Annotated in this window: 11 protein-coding genes, 1 rRNA gene and 1 pseudogene (1 of these 13 running past the window's edge); 11 read left to right on the forward strand and 2 right to left on the reverse strand. The window is 42.8% G+C overall.

Annotation, left to right across the window (positions count from 1 at the left end; translation table 11 throughout):
* The 4 genes from rrf to C1T21_RS12490 all read left to right on the forward strand — a co-directional run.
* A 5S ribosomal RNA gene (gene rrf / locus C1T21_RS12475) occupies window positions 1-72 on the forward strand (it extends 52 nt beyond the left edge of the window).
* 274 nt (window positions 73-346) lie between these two features.
* Window positions 347-1,198 (forward strand): alpha/beta fold hydrolase, encoded by an 852-nt coding sequence (locus tag C1T21_RS12480; protein ID WP_103048491.1) that lies wholly within the window; start codon window positions 347-349, stop codon window positions 1,196-1,198.
* A gap of 273 nt (window positions 1,199-1,471) precedes the next feature.
* Complete coding sequence (locus tag C1T21_RS12485; RefSeq protein WP_103048492.1) at window positions 1,472-2,197, forward strand: YjjG family noncanonical pyrimidine nucleotidase; 726 nt, start codon at window positions 1,472-1,474, stop codon at window positions 2,195-2,197.
* Window positions 2,194-2,739 carry a GNAT family N-acetyltransferase gene (locus tag C1T21_RS12490; protein ID WP_103048493.1) on the forward strand — a complete coding sequence of 182 codons (546 nt, stop codon included), beginning with the start codon at window positions 2,194-2,196 and terminating at the stop codon, window positions 2,737-2,739. Before C1T21_RS12485 ends, C1T21_RS12490 begins: the two co-directional genes overlap by 4 nt.
* Window positions 2,740-2,872: 133 nt before the next feature.
* Here the strand turns inward: C1T21_RS12490 and C1T21_RS12495 are convergent, their stop codons facing one another.
* Both C1T21_RS12495 and C1T21_RS12500 read right to left on the reverse strand, forming a co-directional pair.
* Window positions 2,873-5,149 carry an alpha-galactosidase gene (locus C1T21_RS12495; protein WP_103048494.1) on the reverse strand — a complete coding sequence of 759 codons (2,277 nt, stop codon included), beginning with the start codon at window positions 5,147-5,149 and terminating at the stop codon, window positions 2,873-2,875.
* Between the two features lie 82 nt (window positions 5,150-5,231).
* Window positions 5,232-6,218 carry a LacI family DNA-binding transcriptional regulator gene (locus C1T21_RS12500; RefSeq protein WP_103048495.1) on the reverse strand — a complete coding sequence of 329 codons (987 nt, stop codon included), beginning with the start codon at window positions 6,216-6,218 and terminating at the stop codon, window positions 5,232-5,234.
* Window positions 6,219-7,379: 1,161 nt separating this feature from the next.
* Here C1T21_RS12500 and C1T21_RS28465 point away from each other — a divergent pair.
* The 7 genes and pseudogenes from C1T21_RS28465 (at window position 7,380) to C1T21_RS12530 (ending at window position 14,565) form a co-directional block, all read left to right on the forward strand.
* Window positions 7,380-7,769, forward strand: coding sequence for a HAMP domain-containing protein (locus C1T21_RS28465; RefSeq protein WP_374703724.1), 390 nt, complete (start codon window positions 7,380-7,382; stop codon window positions 7,767-7,769).
* A complete protein-coding gene (locus C1T21_RS12510; RefSeq protein WP_258012441.1) occupies window positions 7,735-9,138 on the forward strand; it encodes an ABC transporter permease in 1,404 nt (467 codons plus the stop codon). The genes C1T21_RS28465 and C1T21_RS12510 overlap by 35 nt, the downstream gene beginning before the upstream one ends.
* 193 nt (window positions 9,139-9,331) lie before the next feature.
* Complete coding sequence (locus C1T21_RS27970) at window positions 9,332-9,793, forward strand: hypothetical protein (protein ID WP_258012442.1); 462 nt, start codon at window positions 9,332-9,334, stop codon at window positions 9,791-9,793.
* A gap of 212 nt (window positions 9,794-10,005) precedes the next feature.
* Window positions 10,006-11,040, forward strand: a complete 1,035-nt coding sequence (locus C1T21_RS12515) for a TolC family protein (protein WP_258012443.1) — start codon at window positions 10,006-10,008, stop codon at window positions 11,038-11,040.
* A gap of 108 nt (window positions 11,041-11,148) precedes the next feature.
* Window positions 11,149-12,621, forward strand: a complete 1,473-nt coding sequence (locus C1T21_RS12520; protein ID WP_103048497.1) for an efflux RND transporter periplasmic adaptor subunit — start codon at window positions 11,149-11,151, stop codon at window positions 12,619-12,621.
* Complete coding sequence (locus C1T21_RS12525; protein ID WP_103048498.1) at window positions 12,618-13,355, forward strand: ABC transporter ATP-binding protein; 738 nt, start codon at window positions 12,618-12,620, stop codon at window positions 13,353-13,355. Before C1T21_RS12520 ends, C1T21_RS12525 begins: the two co-directional genes overlap by 4 nt.
* A pseudogene (locus C1T21_RS12530) lies at window positions 13,352-14,565 on the forward strand (ABC transporter permease). Before C1T21_RS12525 ends, C1T21_RS12530 begins: the two are co-directional and overlap by 4 nt.
* Window positions 14,566-14,607 lie beyond the last annotated feature (42 nt).

Raw genomic sequence — 14,607 nt, forward strand, 5'->3', positions numbered from 1 at the left:
ACGACCGTTAAGCCCTCCAGCGCCGATGGTACTTGGACCGCAGGGTCCTGGGAGAGTAGGACGCCGCCAAGCAAATACAAGTATGACGTTAACATAAAAAACCGCGATTATCGCGGTTTTTTTGTTTCCAAAAAGATATGCTTGTCAAAAATCCAGTATGAATCCCTTAAGTCAAGAAAAGTAAGACAAAAGTAAACCAGTTTTGTTTTTGAAAAAAACATGTTAAACTTTTCTCATAAAAATTGTACTTTCTGAGGTGAGTTGAAGTGTTGGAACGTTCTATGGAGAATACAAGGGAATTACACAAAGGAAAGGGAGTGATTAAAAAAAGAAAAGGAGATTATAAATGAGCACTTATCAAACAGTTATTAGTGATGGATTTAAGCTGAAATATGCTATAAAAGGTAATGGAAGGCCGATATTGGTGATCGGTAGTAGTGTATATTATCCTCGCTTATTTTCAGACCATTTATATAAAAAGTTTCAGTTTATTTTTCTGGATCATAGAGGGTTTGCAAAACCGACTCGAGCTTTAAAACCAGAAGACTATACTTTGGATAAAGTTATTAATGATATAGAAACAGCAAGACAATGCCTTCATCTAAATGAATTTATCATATTAGGACATTCCGGGCATGCCTTTATGGCTTTGGAATATGCTAAACAATACCCGGACTATGTTCAAAAAGTTGTGCTATTAAATTCAGCACCTACGAACAGCCAGGAAAGACAGCGGCAAAGCTTTTCATTCTTTTATGAAACGGCAAGTCCAGAAAGAAAGGAACGTTTTGAAAAGGACATTGTTTTATTAGAGGAAGATATCAAAAGAGACCCTGATAGAAGATTTGTTCACATGTGTATACGTATGGGAGCCCAAAGCTTTTATGATTATGCCTATGATGCGGCTTACACGTGGAATGATGTGTACACGAACATGCCTATCATTGATTATTTATGGGGAGAAGCATTCGGAAACATGAATCTGATACAATCCTTGGCGGATGTCCATAAACCCGTATTTATTGGTTTGGGAAGGTATGATTATTTGGTTGCGCCAATTTCTTTATGGGACATGGTCGATGATAGCTATACGAACGTGAAAAAAGTGATTTTTGAACATAGTGGTCATAACCCAATGTTTGAAGAATCTCATTATTTTGATCAAACATTAACCGAATGGATGAATGAAAATCATTAGGATTTTTGCTAAATCATCTCTTAGATGCTCAGTAGCCCGTAAAATGAGAATCACGTTCATTTTACGGGCATTCTTATTGAGCGTTATCTACCTTTTGCTTCGTTGACAAAATACTATGTCTTTGTTATTAGTGACTTGACGGCTTAATTAGGTACTGTATAATAACCAAAAGGTAATAATGTATTGTTAGTTTTTTGTTGTACTTCTATCTGGAACAGCTCAAAGGATCAAGCGGACTGAACAATTTAGTAAAGCAATGATATGGAGGTTGTTATGAAATACGAAATTATTTTGTTTGATGTTGATGACACGCTGTTTGATTTTAAAATGGCAGAGAGTCATGCGCTACATAATACGTTTACCCAATTTGGATTGCCGCAAGGGGCCACGGAGTATAAATCCAGCTATGATGAAATCAACAGTTCGTTGTGGCGAGAGGCAGAGGAAGGACATATTACCTCGGCACAGCTACGGGTCGAGAGGTTTAAGCGATTATTTACTGTTCATGGTCTAGACTTCAATCCAGATGCCTTTAGTGCTGCTTATTTACGTTATTTGGGTGAAGGTGCTTTTTTGATGGACGGAGCGATTGAATTATGTAATGTACTATCCGACTGTCGTTTGGCGATCATTACGAATGGAATCAAAGAGGTGCAAACCTCCAGAATTCAGCTTTCGCCGCTGCGTGATGTGTTTGAGCAGGTAATTATTTCAGAGGAAGTGGGTTGTCAAAAGCCGCAACCTGGTATTTTCGATTACGCATTTACCAAGTTGGCCATCTCAAATAAAAGTAAGGTTCTCATGGTCGGCGATTCTTTAACCTCTGATATTCAAGGAGGGAACAAATACGGAATTGATACCTGTTGGTTCAACCCTTCCAGAAAAACAAATACGTCTGGGATTCAACCTACTTATGAAATAACAAGTTTGATGGAGCTGCCGAATCGTGTACTTTCAAAGTATCCCGTACTGAATCATACATCGGCTGAAATTAGATGAATAATGTCGAAATCAGAAGGCCGGAAATTAAGGACATCGAAAAGTTAAATGAATTGTTTAGAGTTGTGATTACAGACACGTTTGCTAAAGAAGGCATTGGTCATATGCTGGAAGACATAGAGGAGGAAATTGATACTAAGAGGTTATATTTGGAAAGTGACTTGGAGAGTCACGGTGAGCAGCGATATTTCTTAATCGCTGTAGATCGGAATCAAATAATGGGTTCTATTGAATATGGACCAGTAAATGAACTAATAAGTAAATCTACCAATGCTACATTTAAAAATTTGTGCGAGGTAGGAACTGTATTTGTTCACCCTGACTACCAGAAGATTGGGGTAGGGAATTTATTGTTGAAATCAATGTATCTGACGCTGAAGAATAGAGGAGTAGAAGAATTTTGTTTAGATAGTGGATATCGTATTGCGCAGAAAATATGGAAAAAGAAATTTGGAACTCCTGATTATTTATTAAAAGATTATTGGGGAGCAGGCTCTGATCATATGATATGGAGAATCAAAGTCAAGGATGCTATTAAATGATCAATTGCTTGGCAATCTCTTGTGTGTCTTTAATCTACAGGGACCAAAGTTATAAAACAAGGCAGGCCGGAAAATCGGCCTGCCTTGTTTTAATTTTTTCATAGATATTCACCGTTGCTAACTGCATTTGTTATTAGTTAGAGATAGCTTTAAGGCGGAAGGTAGAGCTGGCGAAATCTCCAGAGAGATCGGAGACAACAAGCCCAATTCTCATTAGGCGGTCACCTCCAAAAATTTCGCCATCAAATGCTACGCGGAAGGGGGAAACGCCATATTCCACTAAGATATTACCCGTATGGACTGCAGTGTTGCCCGTCGCTCCGTGTTCGATTACATACTTTTTATCTGGGTCAAGTCCTTTTAGAGTTAGTCGCCGGATGGGCCCATTCGGTTCAGCTAATACGCGGAAGTAAGCGACAAAAGCTTCGGACTGGTCCTCGCTAACGAACATCCAGGCCGTATCGCCTCGGCCCTCAAATGGACTAAGGAGTCGATACATATCTCCCTGCTGTACGAGGGAACGAATTTCCTTATACTGGGCGATTTGTTTGGCAGCTAGCTCCTTTTCTTCCTTTGTAAATGCAGTTAGGTCAAGTTCGTAGCCAAAATTCCCGCTCATTGCCACGTCGCCGCGTATAGCGAGGGAGGTGATTCGTCCCACCTGGTGATTCGGTACATTCGATACGTGTGCGCCCATGGTACTGGCCGGGTAAACGATGCTTGTGCCGTACTGGATAGCCAATCTTTCAATGGCATCGGTATCGTCACTGGTCCATGTCTGCGGCATATAGTAGAGCATTCCGGGATCGAATCGTCCACCGCCTCCGGAACAGCTTTCGAACAAGATGTCCGGGAACTGGGAGGTCAGACGTTCCATCAAATCGTAAAGTCCGAGCATATATCGGTGCGCAGTTTCCTTTTGACGTTCACTAGGAGCGGTAGCCGAAGCAATCTCCGTCATATTACGGTTCATGTCCCACTTGACATAAGTAATTGGAGCGATCGAGAATACGGAGCTAAGTGTCTCATACAAGTAGTCACATACTTCCTTGCGGGAGAGATCGAGCACCAGTTGGGATCGACCTTCCGTCCGCCGGCGGCCTTCCGCATGCAGGCACCAGTCGGGATGGTTACGATACAATTCACTATCAGGTGATACCATTTCCGGCTCAACCCACAAGCCAAACTGTAATCCTTGTTCATTAACCCGTTTTGCCAGGTCAGCAAGCCCGCCAGTCAGCTTGCGACGGTCTTCAAACCAGTCTCCAAGCGAACTGTCATCGTTGTCGCGCTTACCAAACCAACCGTCATCTAGAACAAAGAGCTCAATTCCAAGGGGTCCTGCTTCCTTGGCAATCGCTTCGATTTTGTCGGCGTCGAAGTCGAAATACGTGGCTTCCCAATTGTTCACGAGAATCGGACGTTCTTTGTCACGGTAAGCCCCTCGGCACAGACGTGTGCGATAGAGTCGGTGATAGGTGCGTGACATGCCTCCAAGACCTTCCTCGGAAAAGACCAGTACGGCTTCAGGGGTCTGGAATGACTGACCCGGCTCAAGCCGCCAGGAGAAGTCAAAAGGATTGATTCCGATACTTACACGAGTCTGATTGAATTGTTCTACTTCTGCCTGTGCGACGAAGTTGCTGCTGTAGATTAGACTGAAACCGTAAACATCCCCACGATCTTCAGTCGCATCAGGACGAAGCAGTGCCAGAAAGGGATTCATTTGGTGGCTGCTGGAACCCCGTCGGCTCTCGAGCCGAATGGAGCCGGGTCCGAGATCGCGGCGTTGGATATGTCTTTCACGAACCCAGGCTCCAGGTAAGTAGAGAGCTTGGTAGTTGGAATCGGCGAAGTCGACAGAGGCGCTCATGGCGTGTTCAATATTCATGGTAGCGCTTCCCTTTTGTTCAAAAAGAGTAGACCTAGCAATGGCACTGTGGTTCGCAAATACAGTATAGAGCAGTGTAGTCTTAAGCCCAGAGTATTGATCCTCAAGGATCAAAAAGAGGGTTGTGGCTTCATCATCCGATTCGGTATAGACGGAAGGAAGTCCCTCGAGCTTTGGTTTACCCGGTTCAATACGGTAACCACTATATTTCAGCTCCGTAGTCCGAGTTCCGTCCGCAAGTGCAACCTGGTAAGCTGGTTGACGAAAGTCGCTTGTTCCATACTGGGGGTATTCCTGAGGAAGCGTGTCCAAAGAAATTGTACGGTTGGAAGAAACGGGAGTGGGAGAGAAGGAGCAACGCTCCCTAAGCTCCAATATACTTGCAAGACTTTGGTCATGATGAAGTTGAGCTCCCCAATAGACATGTGCGGGATATCCTTCTACAAGCTGGATAATATAGCTGCAATCCTTGGACTGCAAATGAAACAAACCAAGCGCCTCGTTAACATGAATGTTCATGATATTCACTCCTTAGGGGGTTATCATTATTGTTTTACGTAAGGATACTGATCAATGACAACAAGACTCTCAAGTACTGATGTTAGCCTTTTTTGCATGAGCTCTCCCGAATGACAAGCTTAGTCCCGATCACGCTGTACGCAGGTGGTTCACGTCCCTCAAACCGTTCAGAGAGCAGTTGCACGGCAGCCTTTCCCATCTGTTCGGGATAAGCACGGACAGTGGTTAGCGGAGGCTGCACGAAGGCTGCCATCTCAATGTCGTCGAAGCCGACAACAGCCATATCTTCGGGTACCTTGACTCCATGTCCATGAAGGGCGCGAAGGGCACCAATAGCGAGCGGATCGCTTGCAGCGAAGCAGGCTGTCGGTCGTTCCTGTTGGGTTAGGAGTTCGTTCATCATGAGATAACCATCCGCGGTACTCCAGGCACCTATACGGACGAATTGAGGATTGTACAACCCCTGTTCCCGCATGAATCGTTCAAAATAATGCGCTCTTCGCTCACCGTCGCTCTTACCGCCGATAAATCCGATTTGTCGGTGGCCAAGCTCAAGTAGATGACCGAGTGCCTGATCAACAGCTTGCCGGAAATGAAGTCGTACAGAATCATACTCCAGCTGTTCATGGTACTGGTCGACAAGGACAATGGTGTTCTTGTCAGGATGAATCTTGAATACCTCTTCAGGGTCAACGCCGCCCACAACAATCAGACCGTCCGCCTTCTGCAGGGTGCCGATGGATGAGCGGCCTCGCAAGGTCTGGCCCAACGTCAGGCCAAGCTCTTCACAGCGCAGTTCGATTCCACGGCGGATCGAAGCGTAATACGGATCGTCTCTTTCCTCCTCAATAGAACACCACAGCAGGAGGGAGACCGTTTTCCCGGCACGTTCCGTATTCTGCTTTAATTGCCTTAGCCGGGTAGGCTTATACCCGAGTTGCTCGGCAACCCCAAAAATTCTGTTTTTAGTGTCTGGGCTTACGGACAGTGACAGATCGTTATTTAAAACCCTTGAAACGGTTGCGGCAGACACACCCGCTTCGCGGGCAATGTCTTTAATGGTTGCCAAAAGAGCTCACACCTTTTTAGTTAATAATTTTACTAAAAATCGACTTTATCCTAACATATCTCTAAAGCACTTTCAAGAAGAACGGTTGAATTTTTTTAACTTTATTTTTGATCTACTACTGTAGAGATTGTTTGTGTTAACATGATGAATATTCTCTTGATGACGGAGGGGTCCTAGTTGAATATTCTGTCACTAGCTCGTAAGTGGTTTGGTCGACTTCGCTTTAAAAGCAAGGTTATAACGGTATTTCTTCCGCTAATTATTGTTTCTCTGCTTATTCTTGGACTGTTGTCCAACCAACTTTTCAGCCGTTCTTTGATAGAACGAACCACCAGCAATGTGGTCGATGAGTCTCAGCTTATCTTGTCTAGGACCGATTACATATTCAGGAGTGTGGAAACGGCGGCCAATATTATGGTCACGAATATTAACCGGATGTATGATTCATACGGTGCCAAACCTTATAATGCCATGGAGCCTATTCAGTTTGGAAACTTGATGCAGAGCCGCCTATCCATTGATTTGTCAATCTTTCGTGAGGTGGATGCCGCTGTATTCATTAATAACGAAGGGACAATTTTCGCCTCTTATACCGAAAGCGGGGATGATCGCAAGATCTATAGCATGCTTAAACGGGTAAGGGAATCTGAAAGTTATGGACAGGCCCTCTGGTTTGATATGGAGAAGATGGATTTCCTAACACCAGAACCGAACTCTCCCGTTTTGACGCTGGGGAAGACGGTCATTAATATAGACACCGGCGAACCCTATGGAACGCTTTTTCTGTTAGTGAAGGAAGAAGGTTTGTCCGATTACTTTCGTTCCAGCGATCCAGATGCGCCCAAATCATATTATTTTTTAGATAACGAAATGCGCGTGGCTGTGGCAGAAGACAATGAGATGCTGATGAATCCGGTGAATCCACAGCTGGGTGAGGCCATCCAACGTTGTGCACCTAATGCATCCCATGGAACGTGCTCATTCGAGTATGAGGGCAATCTGGTAACGGTCACTGATTATAACCGAATGGATTGGAAGTTGGTCAATATTGTTTCTCTTAGCCTGCTTACGGCTGATGTCCGGCAAAATGTTAGATTATCGCTCTTAATCGGCGTGTTATGCCTTGTTTTTTCCTGGCTGGGCGCTAGCTTTCTATCTAAAATGGTCGTTAGCCCTCTCGAACAACTAACTAGGGCCATGCGGACTGTTGTAACCGGTGACTTGCAATCGGTTACAACAGTCCGCACAGAGGATGAGATCGGTACCATTGCTGAAGCGTTTAATTTTATGGTAAGACGAGTTCGGGAGCTGCTGGATGAGGTAAGGCAGGAACAGAACCGTGTAGATTATTCCACAATCGTGCTGGTAACACACGGTGCAATGGAAGCCAGTTATTGTGATCGGGTAATTTTTATTAAAGATGGTGAGTTATATAATGAAATCCACCGTAGTCATAGTCAGCAAATATTTTTTCAGGAAATCATAGATATGCTCTCCTTTTTGGGGGGAAGTAGACATGCACATGAGCTTTCGTCTGTTAGCATGGAATAATCTCAAACGCAATGTACGTGCTTATGTACCTTATTATTTAAGCAGCTCATTGATGATTTCGATTTTTTTCGTATATGCGATATTTATTTTTCACCCGGATGTCTCAAATGCAATCACAGCAGCTAATGTAAAAAAAGGATTACAAGTTGCTGATCTGTTGATTTTTGTATTTTCCTTTTTTTTCGTATTATACACAAACCATATCTTTGTTGCTGCACGTAAGAAAGAATTGGGTATACTGACCATTTTAGGGACACATCACAGACAAATTTATTTTTTGGTCGCATATGAAAATCTAATTATAGGCTTTTTATCCTTAATTACTGGGATTATCGGAGGATTTGTTTCAGCGAAATTCTTTCTACTTTTGGGCTCCAATGTCATAGGAATGTATTTAACGTTTTATTTTCCTTGGAAAGCACTGGCTTTCACCGTGGTGGGCTTTATGTTTTTGTTTATATTGATCTCATTTGTGTCTGTTTTCTTCATACGCCATTTTAAATTACAGCAGCCTTTTAGCAAGGTTCCACAGCTCAAAAAGGATTTAAAAGCTTCATGGAGCCTGTCCCTTCTTGCCATAGTATTAATAGGAGCGGCTGTATATTTGATGAGGATTGATTTTCCACCCTACATTTATCTGGCACCGTATCGTTTGGGGACTCTTTCTTTTTATATATTACACTATTCAGTTGGAGACACATTTAAATATACAATTGTAATGGGATTTATTGGTGTTTACTTATTTTACACTCAATTATGTGTACTATTCATTCAATTGCTTAGAGCTAACAGGAAATGGTCTTGGAGCGGAATACGCTTATTATGGTTATCTGAGATCACATACAAAATTAGGAATAATGCCGGGCTGTTTTCATTAATTACCCTAATTTCTATCATTTCCTGTGTAGGAGCAGCATCAACGTTTGACTCCATGCAGCAGCAAAAAAGATTTCTTAAGGAGCAATCTTATTCATTTGCACTTTCTTCTGATGTTGTAAGTTCTATAGAGCTTGAAAAAGAGATTGACCAAAATCTTTATACGGCTGGGGTGGATTATTCGAAAAGTGAAATACTGATCTTTCCCTTTCGTGAACAGCTCGCACCTGTGATGAAACAATCCAATTATGAGGCTCTTGCTTCCAGGTTTAAGGAACTAAAACAGGTAGTAGCGCTTCGGGATCATCAAGGCTTTTTCATTTTTGATTCAAACGGGATGTCTTTAGAAGAACAGAAAACCTTTTTTGAAAAAAAAGCTAACTTACAATCAAGGAAAATCTCAGATTATGAATATTCAGATTATGAATATTCAGATTATGAATATTTAGATTATGAATACTCAGATTATGAATACTCAGAAGTTGGACCATAGCATAAAGTTTGTTGAAAACATCATCTCTGAACTAGGACGGTTACTTGTTGTTCCAGATCGAACTTACGACCATTTAATTGAACAACGTTATTTCAATGATCCATTGGCATACAAATCTGTTTACTACTTTGTGCCAAAATGGAAGAATGGTCAACTTTCTTTAGATACTTCAGAAACTCAACAGGAGATATGGTTGTATTCCGTGTTGGCCAACAAGGTGAATAAAGGGGTGCTTAACTCTAGAGCAGTGGATTATTTGACATCGGAGATGGATCTGAATATTAGCGAATTTATTGGCGGATTTATCGCCATAATTATGTTGGCAAGCACTGTAAGCCTGCTGTATTTCAGATTGTATGTAGATCTTCAACGGGATGAGGAAATATACCGAGCTTTATCGAAAATCGGACTAAACTCAAGGGAAATGAGACGAGCTGCATCCAGACAAATTGCATTTTTATTTCTTCTGCCATTAGTCGTATCATCCATAGGAATAGTGCTTCGTTTATTTATATCAGAACCATCTGGAATAAATGCAGTACCCTTTCATCTTACGCTGATTCAGATTATGTTGTACTTCTGGGTAATCCAATTCTTTTCCTTTCTTATTGTACGGTTCCTGTACCTTCGTCAATTGGATTTGAAGATGTTATAAGGAACGATAAGCTGTGTGTAAAAAAGTTGCAGAAGGGGAGGGTTGGGTTCCTCCTTTCTGGAATCTCCACGAATTATAGACGATGCAGCTCTCAATTCACGATTTCCTTGGTGGGGAGTCATACAAAGAAATTGTAGTGTAGAGGAAGAACTTAGATTCATATAACAACGTATTTATTATACTTAATGAAACTTAGAAAGAGGGGGATATCTATGAAAAAAAGCATGTTCATTTTATTGTTGTTGGCCTTATCGGCCAGTTCTTTTACAGAGTCCTTTGTTCAAGCAGAGGAGGCGCAGCAGGTTACCAAAGCAAGTGTGAAATTAACACTGAGTCAAGCCCAGCAATGGGCACGGTCTAATAGCTTTAGCTTGAAAGAAGCCCAGCAAACGATAGATCGTAACCGGATTAACCTAAAAAATGCAGGTAAGAATCTGGATTTCATTCCAGCAGGTGCAGGCAACGGTGAAGAGGACGCGGCTAGTAGTTCAGCTTGGAAGGGGTATGCCTCATCGACGGTTTCTTATTTGGAATCCAAGAAGCAAATCGAACTTGCTCAAGATCAGACAGACTACACTGCAATGAAGAATTATTATGACGTACTTCTGGCTGATAACAAAGTAAAGAGTAGTGAGGATGCACTTTCGCTCGCGCTATTGGAAGAAAAAGCTGCTGAAGCGAAGGCCAACCGTGGAAAAATTTCACCAGGTGATCAAAGTACGATTATTCAGACTCGTATAGAGGCTCAAAAGAATGTAGACATTGCAAAGGCTGCACTGCAAAAAGCACTGGATTCGCTAAACACGCAAATGGGGCAGTCGCAAGGTACGGTATATGAACTGGTTGATCGACCGGCTTACCGGAAAATGGATAACACGAATTTGGATACGCTTGTGACGCGTGCAATCTCGGCGAGTCCTTCGGTATGGAGACAGGAGGAGGCTGTCAAGCTGGCAAAAATGGAAGTTAAATATTACACATGGAACTCGGGAACGGACGATTATGAAATTAAACAGATTGATGTAGACTCAGCGGAAGGCGGACTCAAAAATACCAAGGATCAACTGGCAGAATCACTAAAGAGTATCTACTTTAACTTACAGCAAAATGATGAACAATACGAACAAATGCAAAGTAATTTACAGAACGCTATTAAAGTGTTGGACATATCTCGTAAAAAAAAGGGAACGTGGATTTGCCACAGGTACGGAGGTCGCCACGAATCAGTTAAAAGTGAAGCAAATTGAACGGAATAAGGATGAACTCATTGTTCAAATGACAATGCTGCAACATGCTTTAAACAAACCGTGGAGCGTATAGGTTTTAGAAAAAATACATTTTAAGAGGATATAACATTGTCGGAAACAGAAAAGAAAGATGCATTGCAAGTGTTAAGAAGGAAAAAAAGATTGAAAGGGATCATAGGTATTCTTATCTTGATTATTATAGCTGGAATTGGCAGTACTGTTTATATGAATAGAAGTCAGGAAAAACCCGTGGAGGGTCCTGCGAACCAGATCGTACAGGTACAGAAAACAAACATGACCGAATCGCTTAAAGTAACTGGAACCGTTCAGGCTTCTAAGGAAGTCAATATCAATTTTACAAATGTCGAGGGTGCCAAGCTCATTGCTGTCAATGTCAAAGCAGGAGATAGTGTCAAAGCAGGAGATAGTGTCAAAGCGGGTCAGGTTCTAGCACGATTAGATGATTCGGATGCCAGGCTGCAAGTTAAGGATGCCGAATCCAATGTCGCGATTGCCCGAGCCAAGCTGGAGGAAGCCAAACGCGGACCCAAAACCAATGATATCGATCTTCAGAAAGCAAATGTCTTAAAGGCACAGATGGCAATTAAAACAGCTAAGAACGAGATGGAGTTAGAGGAAGCCGCTGCACAAAAGGAGGTAGCCAAGGTGACTTTGGATAAGGCCCAAAAGGATTATGATGACCAGGCTTATCTGGTTCAGAATGATGCGGCAGCAGAAAGTGACCTGGCGACAGCCAAGCAAAATCTGGATAAGGCAAAATTGGATATGAGTAATGCCGAGCTGCAGTACAAGAAGGCACAGACCAAACAAACTGAGGCGATTGAGGAAGCGGAAATGGGCTATAAAACCGCTTTAATACAATTAAAGGCTGCACAGTCCCCACCTGAAGCTTCTAACATCCAATCTGCACAGGCTTCTTTACAGCAGGCTGAAACAGCATTAGAGCAGAAGAAAAGTGTCCTGAGTAAATTACAGGTAACGGCGCCGTGGGAGGGGATCATTTTAAAGGTCAACGGCGATGTGGGTACCAGTCCTACTGCACCTTTTATTGTAATGAATAACTCCAACACAGGGGTTATGAAGGTTCTTGCCAAGGTTAACGAAAGCGATATTGCTAAATTAAAGACTGGACTTCAGGCAACAATGCACTCGAATTCATTCCCGGACAAAAAATTTAAAGGCGAAGTACTCTTTGTTTCTCCAGAACCAGTGACGGAATCCAATGTGACTACATACAAAATTGAATTGTCTTTGGATAGCCAAAAAATAAGGCTGCAACCGGGGATGAACATGGATGTATCCCTTCTGTTAGCTGAACACAAAGATGCGCTGTCTGTGCCATTGTTTGCATTGAGATCTGAAGGTGGTGTGGATGGAGTATATGTGGCGAAGAACGTGGCGAATCCGGCGGATTATGAGTTTAGACCGGTGAAACTGGGTGTCTATACTGCGGATCAGGCCGAAATCAAGTCTGGTGTCAAGGAAGGCGAAACCATTGTTATTCCTCCTCAGAACAGCAGTGCCGATCCGAATGACAGTGGAGGGGGGCAGGCACAATGAGCGAAACTCAATCCAATAAAACCGTTATTGAAATTAAAGAGCTGAAAAAAATGTATGAAGTAGGCGGCCAGGAGATTCAGGCTCTGCGCAGTGTGAACTTATCTATTAACGAAGGTGAGTTTGTTGCTATCATGGGGCCCTCTGGTTCAGGCAAGTCTACCATGATGAATGTCATTGGTTGCCTGGATCATCCGGATACTGGAAAATACTACCTGGATGGGTATTCCATATTGGATGCTCGTGAGAACGAACTTTCGGAGATTAGAAATCAGAAACTAGGTTTTGTGTTTCAGAAATTCTATCTGCTTCCTCGTACTACAGCTTTAGCGAATGTGGAGCTGCCTATGATGTATGCAGGTGTTCCTGCCAAGGAGCGCCGGGAAAGAGCTATAGAGGCGCTTCGAAGTGTAGGGCTTGCAGAACGGATGTACAACAAGCCTAATGAGCTATCTGGTGGTCAGCAGCAACGTGTCTCCATTGCGCGTGCGTTGGTGAATAATCCTGTTATTCTGCTGGCGGATGAGCCTACGGGGGCACTAGATACAAAGACGAGCATCGAGATTATGGAACTCTTCCAAGGCTTGAATGAACAAGGAAAAACCATTGTCCTGGTTACTCATGAGCTGGAAATAGCTGAATATGCCAAACGATTGATTAGCTTTCGAGATGGTAATATTGAGCGAGATGAGCCTATTACGAATAGACGAATTTCATCAAGGATGGTAAGCCTATGAATTTGATGGAAACGATCCGTGTATCAATGAATAGCTTAACCACCAACAAGATGCGCTCATTTTTAACAATACTTGGTATTATTATCGGGGTGGCAGCTGTCTTGCCATTATGGCGATCGGAAACGGCTCGAAGGCCAGTATTAAGGAGGAAATCAATAAATTAGGGAATAACGTGCTTATGGTTGCTCCAGCCATGCCAATGACCGAGGAAGAAGCAAATACGGACAACTTGACCTCCTTTACGTGGACAGATGTCGAGGCATTGGAACAAAAGAGTTCGATTGCAGCAATGATGCCCCATATTTCAAGCAATTTAAAAGCTGTATGGGGTCGATATAACTATAATGCAACCATTGTAGGGACATCTGCTTCATTTTATAGAGCCAAAAAGCTTTCCTTTGCCGAGGGTAGAACATTTACCAACGATGAGATGGATAAACGCATGAATGTCGCCATTCTTGAAAGCCAAGCGGTTCAACGTCTTTTTGGTGGAGATACCCAAAATGTATTGGGACGAACCTTTCAAATTAAACAGATTCCTTTCAAGGTAATTGGAGTATTAAATACTCAGCCAGTAACGAAATTAAGCTACAGCACTAATGAACAAATTTATATCCCTGCTACAACCATAATGAACCGTCTGGGTGAGAAGAACATTACAGGATTGGACGTGTCCGCCAAGTCACCAGCTTTGATGGATCAGGCTCGTTCAGACATATTGGAAAGCTTGCGTTTAACGCACCAGCTAAAACCCTCGGAACCGGATCAATTTCAAATTATGAGTCTTTCAGAAGCAGCAGGTGCAGTTTCCGGTGTAGATAATATCATGACCAGCTTGCTGGGTGGTGTAGCCGCGATATCGCTCGTGGTAGGGGGAATCGGAATTATGAATATTATGATGGTTTCAGTTATAGAGCGTACAAGAGAAATAGGTATTCGAAAAGCCATTGGTGCCAAGCCGAGAGATATAATGATTCAATTCCTGTCTGAAGCGGTCATCTTTGGTCTATTAGGAGGTACAATCGGGGTTGTGACAGGCATAGGAGCGTCCAAGATACTTGAGGCAACTGCACATATGACCATTGAATTTACGATCTCGCCGATCCTATATTCGTTTCTTAGCTCTGCGGGCACAGGCATCCTATTTGGAGTATACCCGGCTTATAAAGCAGCAAGTTTGAAGCCTATAGATGCACTGAGATATGAATAATTATATTGGCACATGGTCGCAAAATGAAACGTCAATAGCTTC

Source organism: Paenibacillus sp. F4 (assembly GCF_002894905.1).
Taxonomy (GTDB): Bacteria; Bacillota; Bacilli; order Paenibacillales; family Paenibacillaceae; genus Paenibacillus; species Paenibacillus polymyxa_B.